Raw genomic sequence first — 18,195 nt, 5'->3', positions numbered from 1 at the left:
CTACATTGTGTAGTGTATAATGACAAAAAAAGATTAGGAGCAGGCAAGCATAAATAATGCTCCTAATATGGCCATCACATGGGCGGAAATCGCAGCCTGGATAAGCGGCACCTTCAGTTGGGCCCGGTCGCTCGGCTCCAGCAATTGCCGGATGCGCTGGTTCACGCCCGTATCCGCGAACGAGACGTGCGCCACCGCCACCTGTCCCGTTTTGCCGTAACGCAGCATCTTGACGAGCGCGCCCGACAGGGAAGCCGGCGTGCCTTGACGCTCGATCGCATAGCGGTCGGCGAGAATTTCGCGGGTCAGCTTATATCGCGCGTGGCCCCATCGCAAGATCGGGATATACCACAGCACGGCGCCGAAAAAATGCAGCAAATACGTCTTCACCGGATCGTGGTGGCGCTGATGGAACCGCTCGTGGTGAATGACGGCCGCCAGCTCGCCCGCATCCATCAGCTTCACCAGCCCCGTCGACAGCACGATGAGCGGGCGGCGGAATCCGAACGTGAAGGCGATCGGCTCCTCGCAGCGCACGACGATGATTTTGCCCGCGCCGCTGCCGTACAGCCGGTTGTACTTGGCGCTTGCCCGCACGTCCATGGCCGCGTACAGCTTCCGGCGTGTTCTGCGCGCGACGGCAATCTCCCGCACCACCATCGCCAGCGCCATGACGAGCGTCGAGACGACGACGGCATCGAGCGAATACACGGCCAGCATGAAGCCAAATTTGCGCACGACGCTGCTGCACAATTGGAACAGATTGAAGCGGAGCTCGAAGCCGATCGCAAGATGCAGGGCGTAGATCACCATCTGGGACAGCAGCAGCGCCGCGGGCAGCGCGCATGTCCAAAATAAACGTTTCGAATGTTTATTCCACATCGGCTATTGTCCTTTTTTCCATTTTTGAATTTTTAGCTCCAGCTTCTGGATCAAGTCCTCGTCCGCTTCGTCGAGCGCGTCGAGCATATGGCTGACGACGAGCGGTCCGAATTCCTCCATCAGCTCGTTGGTCAATTCCTTTGATTGCGTCTGCAGAAACTCTTCGCGGCTCTGCACCGGACGGTAGTAGGAGCTGCGGCCTTCCGTGCGCTTGCGCAGAATGCCCTTCTCCACCAGTCGGTTCATGACGGTCATGACGGTGTTGAAATTCATCGTCTTCTCCCGCTCCAGCCGCTGCTGCACATCCTTGATCGGCATTTCGTCGCCGGCCCATAGGATGTTCATCACTTTCGCCTCGAGCGGGCCGAAGAAGCGGTTCAGTCCGCTTTCGTTCGTTTTAAAATTGGGAATTTTCATGGTAGCACCTCACACTACCGATTGTAGTGTTTGTCGTTTCGGACTGTCAAGGGACTTAAGACTTGAGCGGCCGCGGCCTCGCGCTTCCGAAGAACCAGACGGCGAACAGACGCGAGAGGACCAGCACGCCCATGACGCTGAACAGCGTCCAATACCAGTCCCAGTGAATGTAGTGGATTAGCCGCGTCGTGCGCATGATGATGTATTCCGGCACCGTGATCGCAACGCCGAAGGCGAGCGTATAGAGGAGCTGTGTCCAACGCGTCGCCTTTACCGGGAACAGCAGGTTATAATACACCGCGATCGTCGGGAGCAACAGGAACTCGAACGAGAAGCTCGTATGACTGGCCTTTTGATATTCGCGCACCGGGTAGCTGATCCAGCCTAATTCCACGACCGCGAGCCCCAAGAGCCAAGCCGGTAGCTGCTGGAACAGAAAGATCGCCGCCGCCTCCTTGCGCCTCTCTTTCGGCACGAGCGCCAGCAGCATAATGCCGATCGCGTCAGACGCCATCAAGAGCATCGTCTCTCGCCATGTCTGCACGCTCCCCGCCTCCTTTCGCGCCGAAAGGGCCCCGCCCGAAATACCACAAATAGCCGATCCGCGCGCTCGCCAGCCCGACGCCGAAAACGAGGATGCGCAGCGGCCAGCCGAGGCGCTGCATATCCATTAGAGAGGTGAAGCTGCTCACCGTTTCCGTAAATACGCCCAGCCCTGCCATGAACAAGCCGAGTTGCAGGACATTCCGCCATGCTCCTCGGGGCACATGCAGCGCGTAGAACACGGCAATCGTCGGATAGAGAATGAAATTAAACGAAAAATTGCTGCCCGACGCCCGAACGAATTCGCGCACCGGATTGGAGACGAGGCCGCCCTCTACCAAGACCAAACTCATACTCCACGTGTAGGTTTGATTCCATAGAAACACGAGGACCATCTCTCGCCATCTGGCTCGGGCAACTCCGAGAAACAGCGCAGGCAGGCAGATAACCCACACGCTCAGCAATACCCACCGTTCGGCATTCATCGCGATCATGCCGCCCCGCTCCTTCTTTCGCGTTTTGCCGGCCCGACCGCTTCATTCGCGTTCGTTTGCCGGTCTTAACAATATGCGCATCCGGGACCAAAATAAACCAAGCCGGGTGAGCGTCAAACCTATTAAGGCTTGACGCTCACCCGGCTTGTCTGCGCGCTTGGCGGCGGACCGGCAGCGTTACGACGGCGCTCCGCCGGCTGCCCGCGTTATTTTCGGCTGCGGTTCGGCTCCGCGCCGGACCTCAGTTCTCCCGCCGCCCGTCCCCGCCCGTCCCCGCCTCCCGCAGCACCGTTAGCAATTCATGCCAGTCGGTAATCCGGGGAATAGTAAGATGCCGGTTGTACGACGTATCTTTCACATAGGCCTTGAGCCGCGGCAGCTCCGCCAGCGTATCCAACACGGCCGGCTTGTCGTCGAAATAATAGTCCAGCTCGAGCTTGCGGATGATGTGTACCTTCTCCGTATCGCTCATGCCGCAGTAGAACTTGTCCGGATCGACCGGGAACCCGGCCGCGATCATCCAATCCCGGGTCTGCTCGCAGAATTCCGGCGCGCGCGCGGTAATGTAGTACACCTCGTGGCCGTCCTGCACCAGCTGCTGCAGCACCTCGATCGCGTTCGGGAACGGGGGACACGCGGTAAAATAAATCTCGCCCCGGTTGTCGTTCCACATCTGGCCGCCTTCCTCGCGCGTCAACCCGAACAAGGAATGAATCGGCACGTCGGTAAGCTTGTGGAACTCCGCGATGTCCACTTGTTTGTTCAGTTTTTTGGCATAGAGCTCGAACGCGAACTCCCGCAAGTTAATGAGCGTATCGTCAATATCGAAACCGAATTTCATCGAATCTGTTCTCCTTCGTCACTTCAGCGTCATGCTTCCATTGTACCAGATGCGCGCGCGCCCTGCCTGATTGGCCGATGCGGATTTCCGGTGAAGAAGAAGAACATCCGGCTTGGCCGAAAGGAGACCTGCCTACATGCTGAACCGATACAGAAGGAGCGGCAAGGAAGAGATCGCGCTTGCGGATTTCGATCCGGCCGATACGGCGGACATCGCCTCCAAGGAGGCCGTCGCCGAAGAGATGAAGCAGTTGAAGGAACGCCTGCAGGAGGAGCAGGAGAAGCTGTTCGCGAGCAAGACGAACGGACTTCTCGTGATTTTCCAAGGCATGGACTGCAGCGGCAAGGACGGCGTGATCAAGAAGACGCTCGCCGGCCTTAACCCGAACGGCTTCCGGGCGGAGAGCTTCAAGAAGCCGACGAACGAGGAGGCCGCCCACGACTTTCTGTGGCGCACGCATCGGCTGGCGCCCGCGAAGGGCTTCATCACCGCCTTCAATCGCTCCTATTATGAAGAAGTGCTGATTACGCGCGTGCATGAAGAGATCGACAAGGACGAGGCGGAGCGGCGGCTGAAGCATATTCGGAACTTCGAGAAGCACTTGTCGGACAGCGGCATCGTCGTGGTGAAGATTTTCCTGCATATATCGGCCGACTTCCAGCTGCGCAAAATCCAGGAGCGGATGCAAAATCCGGAGAAGCTGTGGAAATTCGATCCGAACGATCTGGAGGAGCGGCGCTTCTGGGACGAGTACCAGGAAGCCTACGAGGCCGCCTTCGCCGCCACCGCCTCCAAACGCAGCCCGTGGCATATCGTGCCGGCCAACAATCGCTGGTTCCGCGACTATCTCGTCCTCCGCATTCTGGTGGCGGCGCTGGAGAAGCTCGAGCTGTCCTATCCGCAGGTGGAGATGACGTCTCCGTTCCCGGGCACCGAGACGACGGGCTACTAGGGCGGCGCTTGCTTGTCAGCAGGGGATAAACGCCGTTAATCTTCCATGACGCTAACTAACTTGCCTGTTTCGCGAGTCAGATCTTGCAGCAGGCCAAGAGCCCTCTCCAAACCGGCCCGGTCGTCTGTCACTAAGGTCATTGCTTCGTTTATTCGATGGGAGCAGCCGCTTGGGACCATGCTGAACGCATCGGCGATAGCGGCCGCTCCTTTTTCGTTCATCCGATCCGATTAAGCTCGGCAATGTTCAACGCCTTGCCAGGGCTATAATAAATGCCGATATCGATATCCGAGTCCGGATTGTCAGTCCCCCTGGCTCTTGAACCGCCCAGCACCAGAGCCTGCACCCCGTCGATTTCCTTAAGAAAATCCACAATCTTAGCCATCATGCTTGGCACATCCATGCTTCTCACTCCGTTCCGAATCTACCTACTCCTAAGATCCTCCGGATAGGCCGACTAGCCCTTCGTCTGCAGACGCAGCCCGCTCCCCGCCGACCATTCCGCATACAGCACATCCTCCGCCTGCTCGACGCCGCACGCCTGCAGCGTCTTCATCAGCCACCGCTCGTCGCGGCCGATCTCCTTCAGCAGCGTACGCTCCACGCAGCCGTGGTCGATCAGCATGTACGTCATATGGACCGGCTTCTCCGGCAAGCCGAGATCCTCGCGGCTGACCTCGTCCGTCTTCGCGTTTCGCATGACGCTCAGCTTGCCGTTCGTCTCGAATATCGCATAGGCGACGTCCTGCACGCTGAACACATTTTGCTCGCGCAGCAGCATGCCCAACTGATGCATGTCCAACTTGTTGCGTTTCATCGCCGGCTCGTCGATGCGTCCGTTCCGAATAACGATATCCGGCCTGCCGCTCAGCGGACGAGATAACAGCGGGAACCGCTGCTGCAGCTTCTCGAGCGCCAGCGAGAGCACCAACCAGACCGCGAGCGCGAAGACGACCTCGGCGAGCGAGATCTTCCGGTCGTAGACCGTTTCGCCGACCAGCTCGCTCAACATCAGCGACGTGACGAAGTCAAAGGGCGTCAGCTGCGAAATTTCCTTCTTCCCGAGCAGCCTCGTCATCACCCACAAGCCGAGAAAGCTGGTTACCAGCTTCATGGCGATATGCGCATAGTCCACGCCTTATCCCTCCCGTTCCATCGGAAACTTATGTTTCCTTAACCGGGGGCGGGAGGCGCAGAAACGAGGCGAGCATCGGTCTTACGCGCCTTTCACAAACCCAAGCAGCTCCAGTAGTTGCCCGATCCGCCCCGCATACGGTATCCCACGGCTGTCCAGCGCCTCCGACGAGGTGCCGTAATGCACGAACGGCACGTTCGCCTCGCAGGCCGCCCGCCCGTCGATCCACGAATCGCCGACCGCGATCCAGCCCTGCTCCGGTACGTCGGCAAAATGCGCTTTCGCCACCAGATAACCCGACGGATGCGGCTTCATCGATATCATTTGCTCACGGCCGACGACGAGCTCGAAATACGTTAGAATCCCCGTCCGTTCCAGCGCCTCTACAGCTGCTTCACGCGCGTTGTTGGTTACGATCGCCAAACGCAGCCCGCGCTGCCGCAGCGCCTCCAGCAGTTCTGTGGCGCCCTCCTCCAAATCGGCATCGTGCATCCCCGCCTTCTCGTGCACCGTGCAGATGCACATCGCTTCCTCGTGTCCTTCTGGCGTCAAGCCGCCCTGCGCGGCCGCAAGCGCCAGCAGCGTCGCGGTCGTGTGCTCGCGCGGGTCCACATGCGGCGGCAGCGCGCCGATCGCCCTCAGATAATCCGCCACCGCCGCTTTCATCGCCGCAAAATCGATCCGCGACCGCAGCACCGTATTGTCCATATCGAAAAGGACGCCTTCTATGATCCGAGTATCCATGCGTATTCCTCCTCTGCCTTGTATGTAAAAGCGGCTCATGCAAATCGTATGCATGAGCCGCCCGGATGATTGCCGAATTCGATTGTTGGATGCTTACGCCTCCGGCTTGAACTTGAACGTGCGCGCGATATACAGCACCGGCGTCGACGCCGCGGAAATAATGAACTTAAATAAGTACGTCGTGAAGAAAATTTGAATCCACACGTCGAACGGATAATCCCCGTTCAGCCCGAACGCGATCGTGCAGAAGATGAGCGAATCGACGAATTGGCTGACCAGCGTGCTGCCGTTGTTGCGAATCCACAGCTGGCCCGGCTTCGGGAATCGCCGCTTCAAATACGTGTAGATGCGCACGTCGAGGAACTGGCTGACGAAATACGCTAAGAGACTGCCGATTGCAATCTCCGGCAGCAGGCCGAAAATAACCGCCATCGGATCATGGCCAAAGTCCGACTCGCCGCGCTCGAACTTCAGCGCCATCTGCATAATGATCGTCGAAGCGATCAAGGAGAAAAACCCGAACCAAACCGCTTTCTTCGCGTCCCGCTCGCCGTACTTCTCGTTAAGCAGGTCGCTCGCGAGATAGATCGTGCCGTACGCGGTATTGCCGAGCGTCATGACGAGCCCGAACATGTCGATCGTCTTGACGACTTGAATGTTGGCCAGCACCGTCGCGAACCCGATCCAGGCGTACATGCCGGACTTGCCGAACGCCCGGTAGCAGATCAGGAACAGCGCGAAGTTGACCAGGACGAACAGAACGCCCCACCCGAAATTAAACATCTCTTTCTTCCTCCTAGTTTTGATAACGCGGGAGTTTTCGAACCGCGGCCCCTTCCCGGAGCTTGGATCATTATAGCACAGGGCGATTGGGCGGCAAGCGGAAATTATTCGGGAGCGGACGTTGGGCCGCACCATGCCAAAAAGCAGACCCGCTCCGGTCTGCTTCACGCTTCTTATATATTCACAGCTATTGGCTTACACCGTCGACGCCGGCTTCTTCTCCAGCAGCTTCACGATGTCCTTCTCGAATTTCGCCGGGGCCGTCGCCGGGGCGATCCGTTTCACCACGCTGCCGTCGCGGTCGACGAGGAACTTCGTGAAATTCCATTTGATGCCCGAGCCCAGCAAGCCGCCCGCTTCTTTCTTCAAATAGTTGTACAGCGGATCGGCTTCCGGCCCGTTCACGTCAATCTTCGCGAACAGCGGGAAGGTCACGCCGAAGTTGATCTTGCACGCCTCTTCCACTTGGCCGTTGTCGCCCGGCTCCTGGTCCATGAATTGGTTGCTTGGGAATCCAAGCACGGCGAAGCCTTGGTCCTTATACTTCTCGTACAGCTCCTGCAAGCCGTCGAATTGGGGCGCGAACCCGCATTTCGTCGCCGTATTCACAATGACCAGCACCTGCCCGCGATAATCGGACAGCTTCTTCTTCTCGCCGCGAATCGTCGTTACCTCGAAATCATATACGCTCATGGTCTCGCCACCTCATTTGTATTGTTCACAATTATATTGTACACAATTTAATTTACTTTGAAAACCCCTTTCCAAAAGAATTTGCCTTTCCCGGATGCCGACGACCGCCCTCCTCTCATTCCCGCCGCGCATTCATCCCGCCTATCCTGCTCCTGCTTTTACGATTCTTGTCATGAAGCCGCTTTCTTGCTAAGATGGGGAAAGATTTGGTCACGTCCGCGGGATACGGAAGCAGCGCTCCTGCCACCGGTTTGCGGCATGTGATCGTTAGGATGATCGCGATGAACAAATTGGAAGCCGAATTCAGCAATCTCGTGAAGGCGTACCGCAAACGTCATATGGGCAAGGGCCCCGGCCGCATCACGACGACGTTCTGCAAGAACTGGGCGATCTGCGAGATGGAGGGCAATCTGTCCCCCGTGGAGAAATTCATCGCGGGCGCCGAGGACGGCAAGCAGATGCTCCGCGAAGCCCGCACGCAGTGGGTGAAGGAGATTTACCGCAATAACCCGCCTGTCGAGATGGAAGAGCTGCTCGGCGCGCGTTTCCTCGACCTGTACGTCGATATTGATATCGATAAGGACTTCGGCATGTCGATCTTCGTGTTCGACCGCCCTTTGCCGCAATCATAAGCCTATACGCATACGAAGCCAGTCCGCGCTCGGCAGCGAACCTGCCGGAGACGAACCGCTAAGAGACATTTTTCATTCCTGAAAAATATTCCTCTTGAGCGGTTTTTTTATTCTCGAAAGGTGACATTCTAGTCTGTCAAGAAAGAGGGAGATGCCATGGGACGCACCAAACATACCGGCCCGATCAAGCTGCCGTCGAAGCCCGACCCGAAGCTGTGGGTAAGCAAAATGCCGTTCGGCCTCGGCCGCGTGAAGCCCCGCCATATCCGCGAGACGATGAAGGTGATGGCGGACAACCGCGACAATCTGCCTTACGCGCTGCGCATTCTGACCCAAGGCGTATGCGACGGCTGCGCGCTCGGCGTCTCCGGCTTATACGACCAGACGCTGGCCGGCCCGCACCTGTGCACGACGCGGCTCAATTTGCTGCGCCTGAATACGATGCCCGCGATCAAGCCGCACGTGCTGCACGCGGATATCGACGAGCTCCGGCGATTGGACAGCACCGAGCTGCGCAAGCTCGGGCGACTCCCCTATCCGCTCATCCGCCGCAAGGGCGAGCGCGCGTTCAGCCGCATTTCATGGGATGAGGCGCTGGAGACGATCGCCTCCAAGATCACCGCCATCGATCCGAAGCAGCTCGCCTTCTACCTGACGGCGCGCGGCATCACGAACGAATCGTATTACGCCGCCGCCAAGGTCGCCCGCTTCCTCGGCACGAACAACATCGACAACGCCTCCCGCATCTGCCACTCGCCGTCGAAGACGGCACTCAAGCGGTCGGTCGGCATCGGGGCGTCGAGCTGCAGCTATAAGGATTGGATCGGCACCGACGTGCTCGTGTTCTGGGGCAGCGTCGCGGCCAACAATCAGCCGGTCTCGACCAAATATATGTACGCCGCCAAGCGCAAGGGCACGAAGATCATCGTCATCAATCCGTACCGGGAGCCGGCGATGGACGGTTATTGGGTACCGTCGATTCCCGAGTCCGCCCTGTTCGGGACGAAGCTGGCCGACGACTTCTATCAGGTTAATATCGGCGGCGATATCGCCTTCATGCACGGCATCATGAAGCACTGGTTCGAGATGGAGCAGCGGGAGCCCGGGTCGGCGATCGACCGCGCGTTCGTGGCCGCGCACGTCAACGGCTACGAGGCGCTTCGCCAGCACGTTCGGAAGCAGGACTGGGAGAAGCTTGTCCGCTCCTCCGGCCTCTCCCGCGAGCGCATCGCCCAATTCGCCGAGCTGCTCGCCCGCTCGAAGTCGGCCGTCTTCGTCTGGAGCATGGGGCTGACGCAGCACCGCTTCGGCACGGACAATATTTCGCAGGTCGCCAATCTGGCGCTGCTGCGCGGGTTCCTCGGGCGCGAGCACTGCGGCCTGATGCCGATCCGCGGGCACAGCGGCGTGCAGGGCTCCGGCGAAATGGGCGCCGATCCGTTCAGCCTCCCCGGCGGCGAATTCAAGGGCGAGGATATCCCGCGCATCGAGAAGACGTGGGGCTTCGCGCTGCCGCGATGGCAGGGCGACATCGTCGGCGTCTCGCTGGAGAACGCGCTGCTGCCGGACGCGCACGAGCGCAAGCTGAAGCTGTTCTATACATCCGGCGGCAACTTCATCGAGACGATGCCCGACCCGGATTTCGTACGCCGCTGCCTGGAGTCGGTCGACATCCGCGTCCATCAAGACATCCTGCTCAACACCTCGACGCTCGCGGATGCCCGCGAGGCGGTCATCGTCCTGCCGGCCATGACCCGCTACGAGCAGCCCGGCGGCGGCACGTCGACCTCGACCGAGCGGATGGTCTACTTCTCGCCGGAGATCGAAGGACCGCGCATGCCCGAAGCGCGCCCGGAGTGGCGCATCTATACCGAGCTGGCCGCCAAGGTGGATCCGGACCGCGCGGCGCTCGTGCAGTTCAAGGACGCGGACGCCATCCGCGCGGAGATCGCTGTCGCCGCGCCGAATTATGACGGCATCCAGCACTTGAAGCGCAAGGGCGACGTGTTCCAGTGGGGCAACGCGTGGCTGTGCGAGGACGGCGTCTGCCCGACGCCGGACGGCCGCGGCAACCTGATCCCGGTCGAGCTGCCGGAGCTGCGGAAGCCGGAGGGGCATTTCTACGCGACGACGCGGCGCGGCAAGCAGTTCAACTCGATGCTGTACGGCGCGGTCGATCCGTTCAATGACGCGCACCGCGATGATATTATCGTGAGCCGGAAGGATGCGGGCGACATCGGCATCCAAGACGGCGACGCGGTCGTGGCCTACAACCGGCACGGCGTCTTCCACGGCCGGGCGAGAATCGGCGACGTGGCGCCGGGCAATCTGGAGCTGTTCTGGCCGGAGGGGAACATTCTCCTCGCCCAGGGACGCTACGAGCCGATGGCCGGCATTCCGGAATACAACATCGCCGTCGTGCTCGAGAAAGCCGAGACGTACCATGCCTTCAAGGACACCCGCTACGTGGAGAAGCGGATCGAAGAGCTCGAGACGGAGGCCCCGGGATTATGAGCCGGCAGCCGACCGCGAGCTGGCCGGTCGCGAAATTCACCGTAGGCGGGGACGGCGGCAGCGCGCGATTCGAATACGAGGATGCGATCGCGGCCGAGTCGCCGTTCACCTTCCGGGTGAACGGGCGGGAATTCGCGACGATCGTCTGCACCCCTGCCGATCTGGAAGACATGGCGTATGGCTTCCTCGCCTCCGAGGGCGTGATCCGCGCGGCAGCCGACGTCCGGCGGCTCGACATCGACGAAGACCGCGGCTTCATCTACGCGGAGCTGGCCGGCGAGCTGCCTGAGTCGGCGCTGGCCGATACGTCCAAGCGGGTCATCGGCTCCTGCTGCGGCAAGAGCCGCCAGTTCTATCTGGCGAGCGACCGGGCGACGGCGCGCACGTCCACGTCCCGCATCCGGCTGACGCCTGCCCAGTGCCTGTCGCTCCTGCGGCAGCTGCAGGAGCGCTCCGCCGACTTCCAGGCGACGGGCGGACTGCACAACGCCGCGCTCTGCACGCCGGACGCCCTGCTCGCCGTCCGCTCGGACATCGGGCGGCACAACGCGCTCGACAAGTTGCTCGGCGCAAGTCTCCTCGGCAAGCTGAATACACGCGACCTCATCGTCGCCTTCAGCGGCCGCCTCTCGTCGGAGGTCGTGCTGAAAGCCGCGAAGCTCGGCGTCGGCGTCCTGCTCTCCAAGTCCGCGCCGACTGACCTCGCGCTCCAGCTCGGGCACGACCTCGGCATCACGTGCGTCGGCTTCATCCGGGACGGGTCGTTGAACGTGTACACGCATCCGGAGCGGATCGTCATGCAAGCCAGTCATGACGGCGTGTAAGCAAAAAAGCGGAAGGGCTTGATGCCCCTCCGCTTCTTTTCATTATAGGCCGTTCATTAATCCTCGAAATAATCAAGCTTCGTCAACCGAGCATGCACGGCTTTCGCTTCCTCCGCATTGTTCGCCGGCGAACCAATGATCAGCTTGGACTGCTCTTCCGGCTTCTTGCCCGTTAACGACGCATACAACGCGGCATCCGTGACCTCGATGGCATAGGCCGACGTTTCCTTATCGTAATAAATAAGCCCTAAATACGTCCGCTCGGGCCCCTCTCCATTCGCCAGATTCCTCTCATCATAATGGAGCAGCCCCGTACCAGGCGTAAAAACAATCGTCTCCAGCTTCTTGTCCCCGATCCGCATTGAGCCGGTAAACAAATTATCCGCGTGCGAGAACGGCCCACCGATCGTCACCTCGACAGACTTTGCCTGGTCGCCGTACATGTACGCCGGAGCGTCAATCTGCAGCTTATCGATTTTCTCCATGCAGCCTGCCAGCACCGCGGCGGCAAGCAGCAGAACGATCACCAACATCCGTTTACGCATGATGTTTCACCTCACCCCCACCATACCACGCCGAGCAACCGCCAGTCATGAGCAGAAATGGTTATTTTCTCCTTCTATCTTTGTAACGCACAGCTCATACAAGGGTTTCCTCTTCTCCATCTGCCGAGAGACTACCGCCATAAGAAAAAGCAGCCCCCCTATGGACTGCTTCCTCTTCATCCCTAACACATTATGCCGCTTTCCGACGCTCATCCACAAAGCTCGCGACGAGCAGCAGTAGGCCCGCTCCCGTCAACCCCGCGCCCACGAGCGGCAGCTTGGCCAGCCCCTAATGCGTAATAACCGCCTCCTCGCAACAAAAAAGCCCGGGAATCTCATGATTCCCGAGCTTCATATCTACCGCCAGCCCTCGGCCGTCGCGATATTAATAATCGCCGACGGCCGATTCGCTTATATAAGACTCGATCCGCACCGCGCAGGCCTTGAAGCCCGGCATCCGGCACGTCGGGTCGAGCTCCGGCAGCGTCAGCTTGTTGACGTTCTGCGTGTCGCCCCAGTGCATCGGCACGAACACGGAATCCGGCCGAATGTCGGTGCTCACGCGCGCCCGCACGACGATGCTGCCCCGCCGCGACGTGACGCGCACCAGCTCGCCGTCGGCGATACGGTACGTTCGGGCCGCCTTCGGATGCAGCTGGACGAACGACTCGAAGTCCCGCGCCGCCAGCGTGTGGCTGCGCCGCGTCTGCACGCCCGTCAGGTACTGGGTCAGCACGCGGCCGGTCGTCAAATACAGCGGATACGCGTCGTCTGCCGGCTCCGGCAGCTGGTGATTCTCCACCGGAATGAGCTGTGCTCGGCCGTCCTCATGCGCGAAACGATCCGCGAACAAGCGGCCCTCGCCCGCCGATCCCGTCGACGGACACGGCCAGTAGACGCCCTCTTCGCGACGCAGCCGATCATACGTAATGCCGTAGTAATCGGCGATGCCGCCGCGGCTCGCCACCCGCAGCTCTTCGAAAATATCCTCCGCCGTCTCGAACCGGAAATACTGCCCCCGGCCCAGCTTCTCGGCGATCTCGCCCATAATGCGCCAGTCATGCCGAGCCTCGCCGATCGGCGCGCGGCTCGCTTCACGCAGCAGGACGCGGCCTTCGAGGTTCGTCAGCGTGCCCGTGTTCTCGATGTACGAGGTGCACGGCAGGACGAGATCGGCCAGCCGCGCCGTCTCGGAGAGGAACATGTCGGCCACCACGAGGAAATCGAGCTTGCGCAGCCCCTCTTCCACGAGGTTCGCGTTCGGGTTCGAGACGATCGGATTGGAGCCCATGACGATCAGCGCGCGAATTTCTTGCGCATGAATCTTCTCCATCATTTCGTAGGCGGAGACGCCCTTGCCCGGCAGCTCCTCCGGCTCGATATCCCACACGTCCGCGATATACGCGCGGTCCGCCGGATTCTCGATCAGCCGGTAGCCCGGCAGCTGGTCGGCCTTCTGGCCGTGCTCGCGGCCGCCCTGCCCGTTGCCTTGACCCGTCACGGCGCCGTAGCCGGAGCCAGGCTTGCCGATTTTGCCATTCATGAGCACCAGGTTCAGGAAAGCGCGCACGGCCATGTAGCCGTCGGTCTGCTGCTCGACGCCGCGAGCGGTGAACACCATGCCGGTCGGCGCCTTGCCGAACGCGAGCGCCGCCTTGCGAATATCCGCCGCGGAGACGCCGGTCAGTCCGGCGATCTCCTCGAGATCGAGCGCGGCCAGATGCGCCCGCAGCGCGTCGAAGCCATTCGTCCGCTCGCGCAGGAACTTCTCGTCCAGCAGTCCTTCCTCGAGCAGTACCTTCTGCAGCCCGTTGGCGAGCGCCGCGTCCATGCCCGGCTTCACCTTGAGGTGCAGATCGGCCAGCTTCGACGTGCCCGTCTCGCGCGGATCGATGACGATCAGATAAGCGCCGTTCTCCTTCGCCCGCGTGAAATACGGCATGAGCGTCGGCTGGCACTCGGCAATGTTCGTGCCCGCGAGAATGATGCACTTGGCCAGCTCGATATCCGACAGCGGATTGGTCAAGCCGCGGTCGACGCCGAACGCCTTGTTGCCCGCGGAAGCCGCGGCCGACATGCAGAACCTGCCGTTATAATCGATATATTTGGTGCGCAGCGCCACCCGCGCGAATTTGCCCAGCAAGTAAGCGGACTCGTTCGTGAGCGAACCGCCGCCGTAGACGCCGATCGCGTCGCGGCCGTAGATGCCCTGCAGCCGCTCGACCCGCTTGCCGATCATGTCGAGCGCTTCGTCCCACGAGATCGGTACGAAGCCGTCGCCTTCCCGGCGCAGCGGCTGCTTGATCCGCTCGCCGCTCAGCGCATGCTGGTAGGCGTTCATGCCTTTAATGCACAGCCGCCCTTCGGACGCCGCGTTCATCTTCGGCTCGACCGTGTAGACGGGCCGAGACGCGCCCGGCGCCCACGTCTCGGTCACGAGCGCCTTGCACTGCACGCTGCAGAACGGGCATTGCGTATCCAAGACTTTCACGGCCGGCGTCAGGCCGGCCTGTTCTCTCGTCTCTAGTTTCATCCGATCCCTCTCCCTGCCGTACCTGCCAAAATTCCGCCGCTCGCGCCGCTCGGGCAGCGCCCGAGCAGATCCGCCCGCCTCACGGGGTCGAACAGCCCCTCGCGCAGCTGCACGATGCCGACCTGCTCGATCCACTGCCAGACCCGCTGCCCGTACTCCGCTTCCTCGCGGTACCACTGCGTGAACGCCGCCGCAATCTCGAGCGCCGTCTCCTCGCCGTCCGCGACGCCGAGCAGCTCCGCCCGCTTCAATTCCTTCACCCGGCTGCCGCCGACGTAGATCTCCCAACCGGCCGGGGCTGCCGCCAGCCCAAGATCGGCCGTCAGCGTCCCCGCCTGATGCAGCGGGCTAGCCGAGACCGCTGCCGCGAATTCCGCCGGCAGCTGCATCGGCTCGAGCAGCCGCTCCAGCCGCTCCCCGAGCGCGACCGAATCGCGCACGGCGCCGTCGTCATAGCGCGGCGCGCCGCAGGTCGCAACGGGACTTACCGGCTTGCCGTACCGCGCGGAAGTCTCTTGCATCCCAAGCGCCGCCTTCACTTCGGTCAGCCGAAGCGGATCGACGCCCCGAAGCTCGATGCCGCCCGAGACGCCGAGCTTCACCTGCGGAATGCCGAAGCGCTCCGCCACCTCGGCGATGCGCCGAAGCTGATCGCCCGTCGCCACCCCGCCGTAGAGACGCGGCGTGACCGCGCAGGTGCCGTCGGCCAGCAGCACGATCGAAGGCTCGACGGCTTTCGCCTCCGCCGCCGACACGGACGCCGCAGCTGCCGCTTCGGCCGTCCCCTCTGCGCTTGCGGCCAGTGAAGCTGCCAGCCCCGCATAGTATCGCACCGCCGGACGGCAGGCGCGACATCCATCCGCGCTCTGCCAGCCGAGCGCTTGCATCGCCGTCCGCGCATCGGCATAGCCGCCCTGCGTGACCGCGGCGCGAAGCTCCTCGTGGCTCAGCGACGTACAGCCGCATACCGTCACCTTCGCCGGTTCCGGCTCCGGCTCGTTCGCGAGCGTATATGCCAGAATTGCGGAGACGAGCGGCTTGCAGCCGCCGCACGAGCTGGACGCCTTCGTGCAGCTGCGCACTTCCTCGAACGTCTCCAGCCCCTCTTCGCGAATCGCGGAGACGATCGCGCCTTTGCTGACGCCGTTGCAAGAGCAGACCGTCTCTTTGTCCGACATCGCGCAGACGAGCTCGTCGTCCGAACCGCCGGACGGTCCGGCCCCGTCTTGTTCCAATACCGACGAGTCGGCGCCTTGTTTGATATGGCCGAGCAGCTTATTGCCTTCGGCGCTGTCGCCGAACAAGACGGCGCCGACGACTTTGCCGCCCCGCACCATGACGCGCTTGTACGTGCCTTTAATGCCGTTAACCACTTTGAGCGAAGCATCGATCTCGCTCTCGCGGATCTCGCCCGCGGAGAATACGTCGACGCCGGACACTTTCAAGTGGGAAGCGAGAATGGAGCCTGCGTACCCCGGCGTTTGGACGCCGCACAGATGAGCCGCCAGCACTTTGCCCTGCTCATATAACGGGGACACCATGCCGTAGACCATGCCGCGGTGCTCCGCGCATTCGCCGACCGCGTAGACGTCTGGCACGTTCGTCTGCATATAGTCGTTCACCAAAATCGCGCGGTCGATCTCGATGCCGCTGTCCGCCGCCAGGCGGACGTTCGGACGGACGCCGACGGCCACGACGACGAGATCGACGGCGATTTTGGTGCCGTCTTTGAACAACAGCCCCTCGACCCGCTTCTTCCCGATGATCCGCTCGGTATGCTTGGCGAGCAGGAAGCGCATGCCCTGCTTCTCCAGCTCCGCGCGCAGCATGATAGCCGATTCCCGGTCCAGCTGCCGCTCCATCAGGTATTCGTTAATATGGATCACGTCGACTTCCATGCCTAAGTTAAGCAGGCCTCGCGCCGCTTCGAGTCCGAGCAGACCGCCGCCGATAACGGCCGCGCGGCGGTACTTCTTCGAAGCTTCCATCATCGTATTGCAGTCCTTGATATCCCGGAACGCCGTGACGCCAGGCAGCTCCGACCCCGGCAGCGGCAGCATGAACGGCAGCGATCCCGTCGCTAGAATCAGCTTGTCGTAGGGGACGCGCACGCCGCCTTGGCTCCACACTTGACGCTGCGCGATGTCGATCCGCACGACCGGATCGCCCGCGTACAGCCGGATGCCGTGATCCTTGTACCACTGCCAGTCGTTGATCGTAATATCCGCAATCTGCGTGTCGCCCTGCAGCACCTTGGAGAGCATGATCCGGTTGTAGTTCGGATGCGGCTCGCCGCCGAATATCGTGATCTCGAACTTATCCGGATCCTGCTTGAGGATCTCCTCCACGCATCGCACGCCGGCCATGCCGTTGCCGATGACCACCAGCTTCTTCTTCTCCATCCCGGTTCCCCTCCACGTTCCCCAGCTGGGCGCACACGGTCTCCCTCACTCCGTCCTAGGGAGCCGTAACCGCCGTTTTCTCTTGTCTAATTCGAAGGGCCAGCTGATTGACCCCCAGGCAAATGCAGGCGAACGCGATCAGCAGCGCGAAGCCGAGCGTGTACGAGCCGCTCATGTCGTTGATGATGCCAAGCGCCAGCGGCGGGAAGAATCCGCCGAGTCCGCCGGCCGCGCCGACGATCCCCGTCACCGCGCCGGTGTCGGCCGGCGACACTTCCGGCACCATCTTGAATACCGCGCCGTTCCCGATTCCGAGGAAACACGCGATGATCAGGAAGTACGCCGTGAACCACGCCGATTGATTCAAGGACAGCGCGAGCGCAAGTCCCGAGAGAGCGATGCCCGCGAATACCGCCGTCAGCACCCGTCGCGACCCGAACCGGTCGGCCAGATAACCGCCGCACGGGCGGATGAGCGTCGCGGCCAGCACGAACGCCGCCGTCCGAAGCCCCGCTTCCGCCGCGGATAAGCCGAACAATTCTTTCAAGAAGGTCGGCAGATACACGCTGAACGCTACGAAGCCGCCGAACGTGAGCGAATAGTAGAAGGACAGCGTCCACGTCGACTTCACCTTCAGCACCTGCATCGATTGCAGGAGCGTCTTCGGTTTGGCCGGCTTCGGCGGATCGGATGCCAACATCCAGAACAGGACCGCCACGATCGCAATCATCGCCGCCAAGCTATAGAACACGCCGTCCAGTCCGATGAAGCCGTGCAGCACCGGCACGCCGTAGCTTGCCGCCGCGACCCCGAGGTTCCCGAGTCCGGCCAGCCCGAGGACGAGCCCCTGCTTCTCCGGCGGATACCAGCGGGACACGTACGTGAGCGAAATCGCGAACGTCGAGCCGCCCATGCCCAGAAACAGGGCGCACAGCAGCATCGCCGAGAAGGAATTCGCGAAGCTCGCCGCCAGGAGCGGAAGGATAAGGAACAGCATCGTCACCGCGAATACTCGGCGCCCGCCGTACCGGTCCGTCAGGACCCCCATCGGAATCCGCATGACCGAACCGAGCAGCACCGGCGCCGCGATGAGCGCGCTCTTCTGAAAGCCGCTAAGCCGGTACAGCTCGCTAAGCTGCGCCGCGAGGGGCGCGAGCATATTCCAAATCACGAAGGACGCCGCCATCGCGATGGTCGAATACCACAATGCCTGTGCCTGAGTGCCCTGTTTTTTCCCCATTTGCTTTCTCCTCCGCTTTCG

General features: G+C 61.5%; 18 protein-coding genes. 4 read left to right on the top strand and 14 right to left on the bottom strand.

The features are described 5' to 3' along the window. Positions 1-33: 33 nt before the first annotated feature. The 5 genes from ACFSKT_RS32345 to ACFSKT_RS32325 all read right to left on the bottom strand — a co-directional run bounded on the left by ACFSKT_RS32345 (position 34) and on the right by ACFSKT_RS32325 (position 3,177). Entirely contained in the window at positions 34-882 is an 849-nt protein-coding gene (locus ACFSKT_RS32345) for a M56 family metallopeptidase (RefSeq protein ID WP_377718792.1), read from the bottom strand. 3 nt (positions 883-885) lie between these two features. Next, positions 886-1,299 carry a BlaI/MecI/CopY family transcriptional regulator gene (locus tag ACFSKT_RS32340; protein ID WP_377718793.1) on the bottom strand — a complete coding sequence of 138 codons (414 nt, stop codon included), beginning with the start codon at positions 1,297-1,299 and terminating at the stop codon, positions 886-888. 55 nt (positions 1,300-1,354) lie between these two features. Beyond that, positions 1,355-1,843 carry a CBO0543 family protein gene (locus tag ACFSKT_RS32335; RefSeq protein WP_377718794.1) on the bottom strand — a complete coding sequence of 163 codons (489 nt, stop codon included), beginning with the start codon at positions 1,841-1,843 and terminating at the stop codon, positions 1,355-1,357. Then, positions 1,803-2,336 carry a CBO0543 family protein gene (locus ACFSKT_RS32330; protein ID WP_377718795.1) on the bottom strand — a complete coding sequence of 178 codons (534 nt, stop codon included), beginning with the start codon at positions 2,334-2,336 and terminating at the stop codon, positions 1,803-1,805. The genes ACFSKT_RS32335 and ACFSKT_RS32330 overlap by 41 nt, the downstream gene beginning before the upstream one ends. A 241-nt stretch (positions 2,337-2,577) precedes the next feature. After that, a complete protein-coding gene (locus tag ACFSKT_RS32325; protein ID WP_377718796.1) occupies positions 2,578-3,177 on the bottom strand; it encodes a 5' nucleotidase, NT5C type in 600 nt (199 codons plus the stop codon). Between the two features lie 136 nt (positions 3,178-3,313). Here ACFSKT_RS32325 and ACFSKT_RS32320 point away from each other — a divergent pair, with 136 nt between their 5' ends. Next, a complete protein-coding gene (locus ACFSKT_RS32320; RefSeq protein WP_377718797.1) occupies positions 3,314-4,129 on the top strand; it encodes a PPK2 family polyphosphate kinase in 816 nt (271 codons plus the stop codon). Positions 4,130-4,346: 217 nt separating this feature from the next. Here the strand turns inward: ACFSKT_RS32320 and ACFSKT_RS32315 are convergent, their stop codons facing one another. The 5 genes from ACFSKT_RS32315 to ACFSKT_RS32295 form a co-directional block, all read right to left on the bottom strand. Beyond that, positions 4,347-4,517 (bottom strand): nucleotidyltransferase domain-containing protein, encoded by a 171-nt coding sequence (locus ACFSKT_RS32315; protein ID WP_377718798.1) that lies wholly within the window; start codon positions 4,515-4,517, stop codon positions 4,347-4,349. 69 nt (positions 4,518-4,586) lie between these two features. Continuing rightward, positions 4,587-5,264 (bottom strand): DUF421 domain-containing protein, encoded by a 678-nt coding sequence (locus ACFSKT_RS32310; protein ID WP_377718799.1) that lies wholly within the window; start codon positions 5,262-5,264, stop codon positions 4,587-4,589. Positions 5,265-5,345: 81 nt separating this feature from the next. Continuing rightward, a complete protein-coding gene (locus ACFSKT_RS32305) occupies positions 5,346-6,008 on the bottom strand; it encodes an HAD family hydrolase (protein WP_377718800.1) in 663 nt (220 codons plus the stop codon). Positions 6,009-6,101: 93 nt separating this feature from the next. Next, positions 6,102-6,791 (bottom strand): queuosine precursor transporter, encoded by a 690-nt coding sequence (locus ACFSKT_RS32300; RefSeq protein ID WP_377718801.1) that lies wholly within the window; start codon positions 6,789-6,791, stop codon positions 6,102-6,104. Between the two features lie 195 nt (positions 6,792-6,986). Then, the gene (locus tag ACFSKT_RS32295; protein ID WP_377718802.1) at positions 6,987-7,484 is read right to left on the bottom strand and encodes a glutathione peroxidase; all 498 of its coding nucleotides are present in this window, start codon (positions 7,482-7,484) and stop codon (positions 6,987-6,989) included. Between the two features lie 281 nt (positions 7,485-7,765). Between ACFSKT_RS32295 and ACFSKT_RS32290 the strand changes: the two genes are divergently transcribed. From ACFSKT_RS32290 to fdhD, 3 genes are all read left to right on the top strand, one after another. Next, a complete protein-coding gene (locus ACFSKT_RS32290) occupies positions 7,766-8,116 on the top strand; it encodes a Na-translocating system protein MpsC family protein (protein WP_377718803.1) in 351 nt (116 codons plus the stop codon). A 156-nt stretch (positions 8,117-8,272) separates the two neighbouring features. Continuing rightward, positions 8,273-10,630: an FdhF/YdeP family oxidoreductase gene (locus ACFSKT_RS32285; RefSeq protein WP_377718804.1), complete on the top strand. Its 2,358-nt coding sequence runs from the start codon at positions 8,273-8,275 to the stop codon at positions 10,628-10,630. Further along, positions 10,627-11,454, top strand: coding sequence for a formate dehydrogenase accessory sulfurtransferase FdhD (gene fdhD / locus ACFSKT_RS32280; RefSeq protein WP_377718805.1), 828 nt, complete (start codon positions 10,627-10,629; stop codon positions 11,452-11,454). Before ACFSKT_RS32285 ends, fdhD begins: the two co-directional genes overlap by 4 nt. Before the next feature lie 56 nt (positions 11,455-11,510). Here the strand turns inward: fdhD and ACFSKT_RS32275 are convergent, their stop codons facing one another. The 4 genes from ACFSKT_RS32275 to ACFSKT_RS32260 form a co-directional block, all read right to left on the bottom strand. Beyond that, entirely contained in the window at positions 11,511-11,999 is a 489-nt protein-coding gene (locus ACFSKT_RS32275) for a hypothetical protein (RefSeq protein ID WP_377718806.1), read from the bottom strand. A gap of 385 nt (positions 12,000-12,384) precedes the next feature. After that, positions 12,385-14,532 (bottom strand): assimilatory nitrate reductase catalytic subunit NasC, encoded by a 2,148-nt coding sequence (nasC, locus tag ACFSKT_RS32270; protein WP_377718807.1) that lies wholly within the window; start codon positions 14,530-14,532, stop codon positions 12,385-12,387. Then, on the bottom strand, positions 14,529-16,934 hold the full coding sequence (nirB, locus tag ACFSKT_RS32265) for a nitrite reductase large subunit NirB (protein ID WP_377718808.1): 2,406 nt from the start codon (positions 16,932-16,934) through the stop codon (positions 14,529-14,531). The genes nasC and nirB overlap by 4 nt, the downstream gene beginning before the upstream one ends. A 55-nt stretch (positions 16,935-16,989) precedes the next feature. Beyond that, positions 16,990-18,174: an MFS transporter gene (locus ACFSKT_RS32260; protein WP_377718809.1), complete on the bottom strand. Its 1,185-nt coding sequence runs from the start codon at positions 18,172-18,174 to the stop codon at positions 16,990-16,992. Positions 18,175-18,195: the final 21 nt, after the last annotated feature.

This window comes from Paenibacillus xanthanilyticus, from assembly GCF_042682185.1.
Classification (GTDB): domain Bacteria; phylum Bacillota; class Bacilli; order Paenibacillales; family Paenibacillaceae; genus Paenibacillus_Z; species Paenibacillus_Z xanthanilyticus.
Note: the sequence above shows the minus strand (reverse complement) of the source record. Positions and strands in the feature narration are given on the sequence as shown.

Bases quoted from the DNA above. Each gene is read 5' to 3' on its own strand.
- ACFSKT_RS32345 (WP_377718792.1), bottom strand. From the start codon at position 882: ATGTGGAATAAACATTCGAAACGTTTATTTTGGACATGCGCGCTGCCC.
- ACFSKT_RS32340 (WP_377718793.1), bottom strand. From the start codon at position 1,299: ATGAAAATTCCCAATTTTAAAACGAACGAAAGCGGACTGAACCGCTTC.
- ACFSKT_RS32330 (WP_377718795.1), bottom strand. From the start codon at position 2,336: ATGATCGCGATGAATGCCGAACGGTGGGTATTGCTGAGCGTGTGGGTT.
- ACFSKT_RS32325 (WP_377718796.1), bottom strand. From the start codon at position 3,177: ATGAAATTCGGTTTCGATATTGACGATACGCTCATTAACTTGCGGGAG.
- ACFSKT_RS32320 (WP_377718797.1), top strand. From the start codon at position 3,314: ATGCTGAACCGATACAGAAGGAGCGGCAAGGAAGAGATCGCGCTTGCG.
- ACFSKT_RS32315 (WP_377718798.1), bottom strand. From the start codon at position 4,517: ATGATGGCTAAGATTGTGGATTTTCTTAAGGAAATCGACGGGGTGCAG.
- ACFSKT_RS32305 (WP_377718800.1), bottom strand. From the start codon at position 6,008: ATGGATACTCGGATCATAGAAGGCGTCCTTTTCGATATGGACAATACG.
- ACFSKT_RS32300 (WP_377718801.1), bottom strand. From the start codon at position 6,791: ATGTTTAATTTCGGGTGGGGCGTTCTGTTCGTCCTGGTCAACTTCGCG.
- ACFSKT_RS32295 (WP_377718802.1), bottom strand. From the start codon at position 7,484: ATGAGCGTATATGATTTCGAGGTAACGACGATTCGCGGCGAGAAGAAG.
- ACFSKT_RS32290 (WP_377718803.1), top strand. From the start codon at position 7,766: ATGAACAAATTGGAAGCCGAATTCAGCAATCTCGTGAAGGCGTACCGC.
- ACFSKT_RS32285 (WP_377718804.1), top strand. From the start codon at position 8,273: ATGGGACGCACCAAACATACCGGCCCGATCAAGCTGCCGTCGAAGCCC.
- fdhD (WP_377718805.1), top strand. From the start codon at position 10,627: ATGAGCCGGCAGCCGACCGCGAGCTGGCCGGTCGCGAAATTCACCGTA.
- ACFSKT_RS32275 (WP_377718806.1), bottom strand. From the start codon at position 11,999: ATGCGTAAACGGATGTTGGTGATCGTTCTGCTGCTTGCCGCCGCGGTG.
- nasC (WP_377718807.1), bottom strand. From the start codon at position 14,532: ATGAAACTAGAGACGAGAGAACAGGCCGGCCTGACGCCGGCCGTGAAA.
- nirB (WP_377718808.1), bottom strand. From the start codon at position 16,934: ATGGAGAAGAAGAAGCTGGTGGTCATCGGCAACGGCATGGCCGGCGTG.
- ACFSKT_RS32260 (WP_377718809.1), bottom strand. From the start codon at position 18,174: ATGGGGAAAAAACAGGGCACTCAGGCACAGGCATTGTGGTATTCGACC.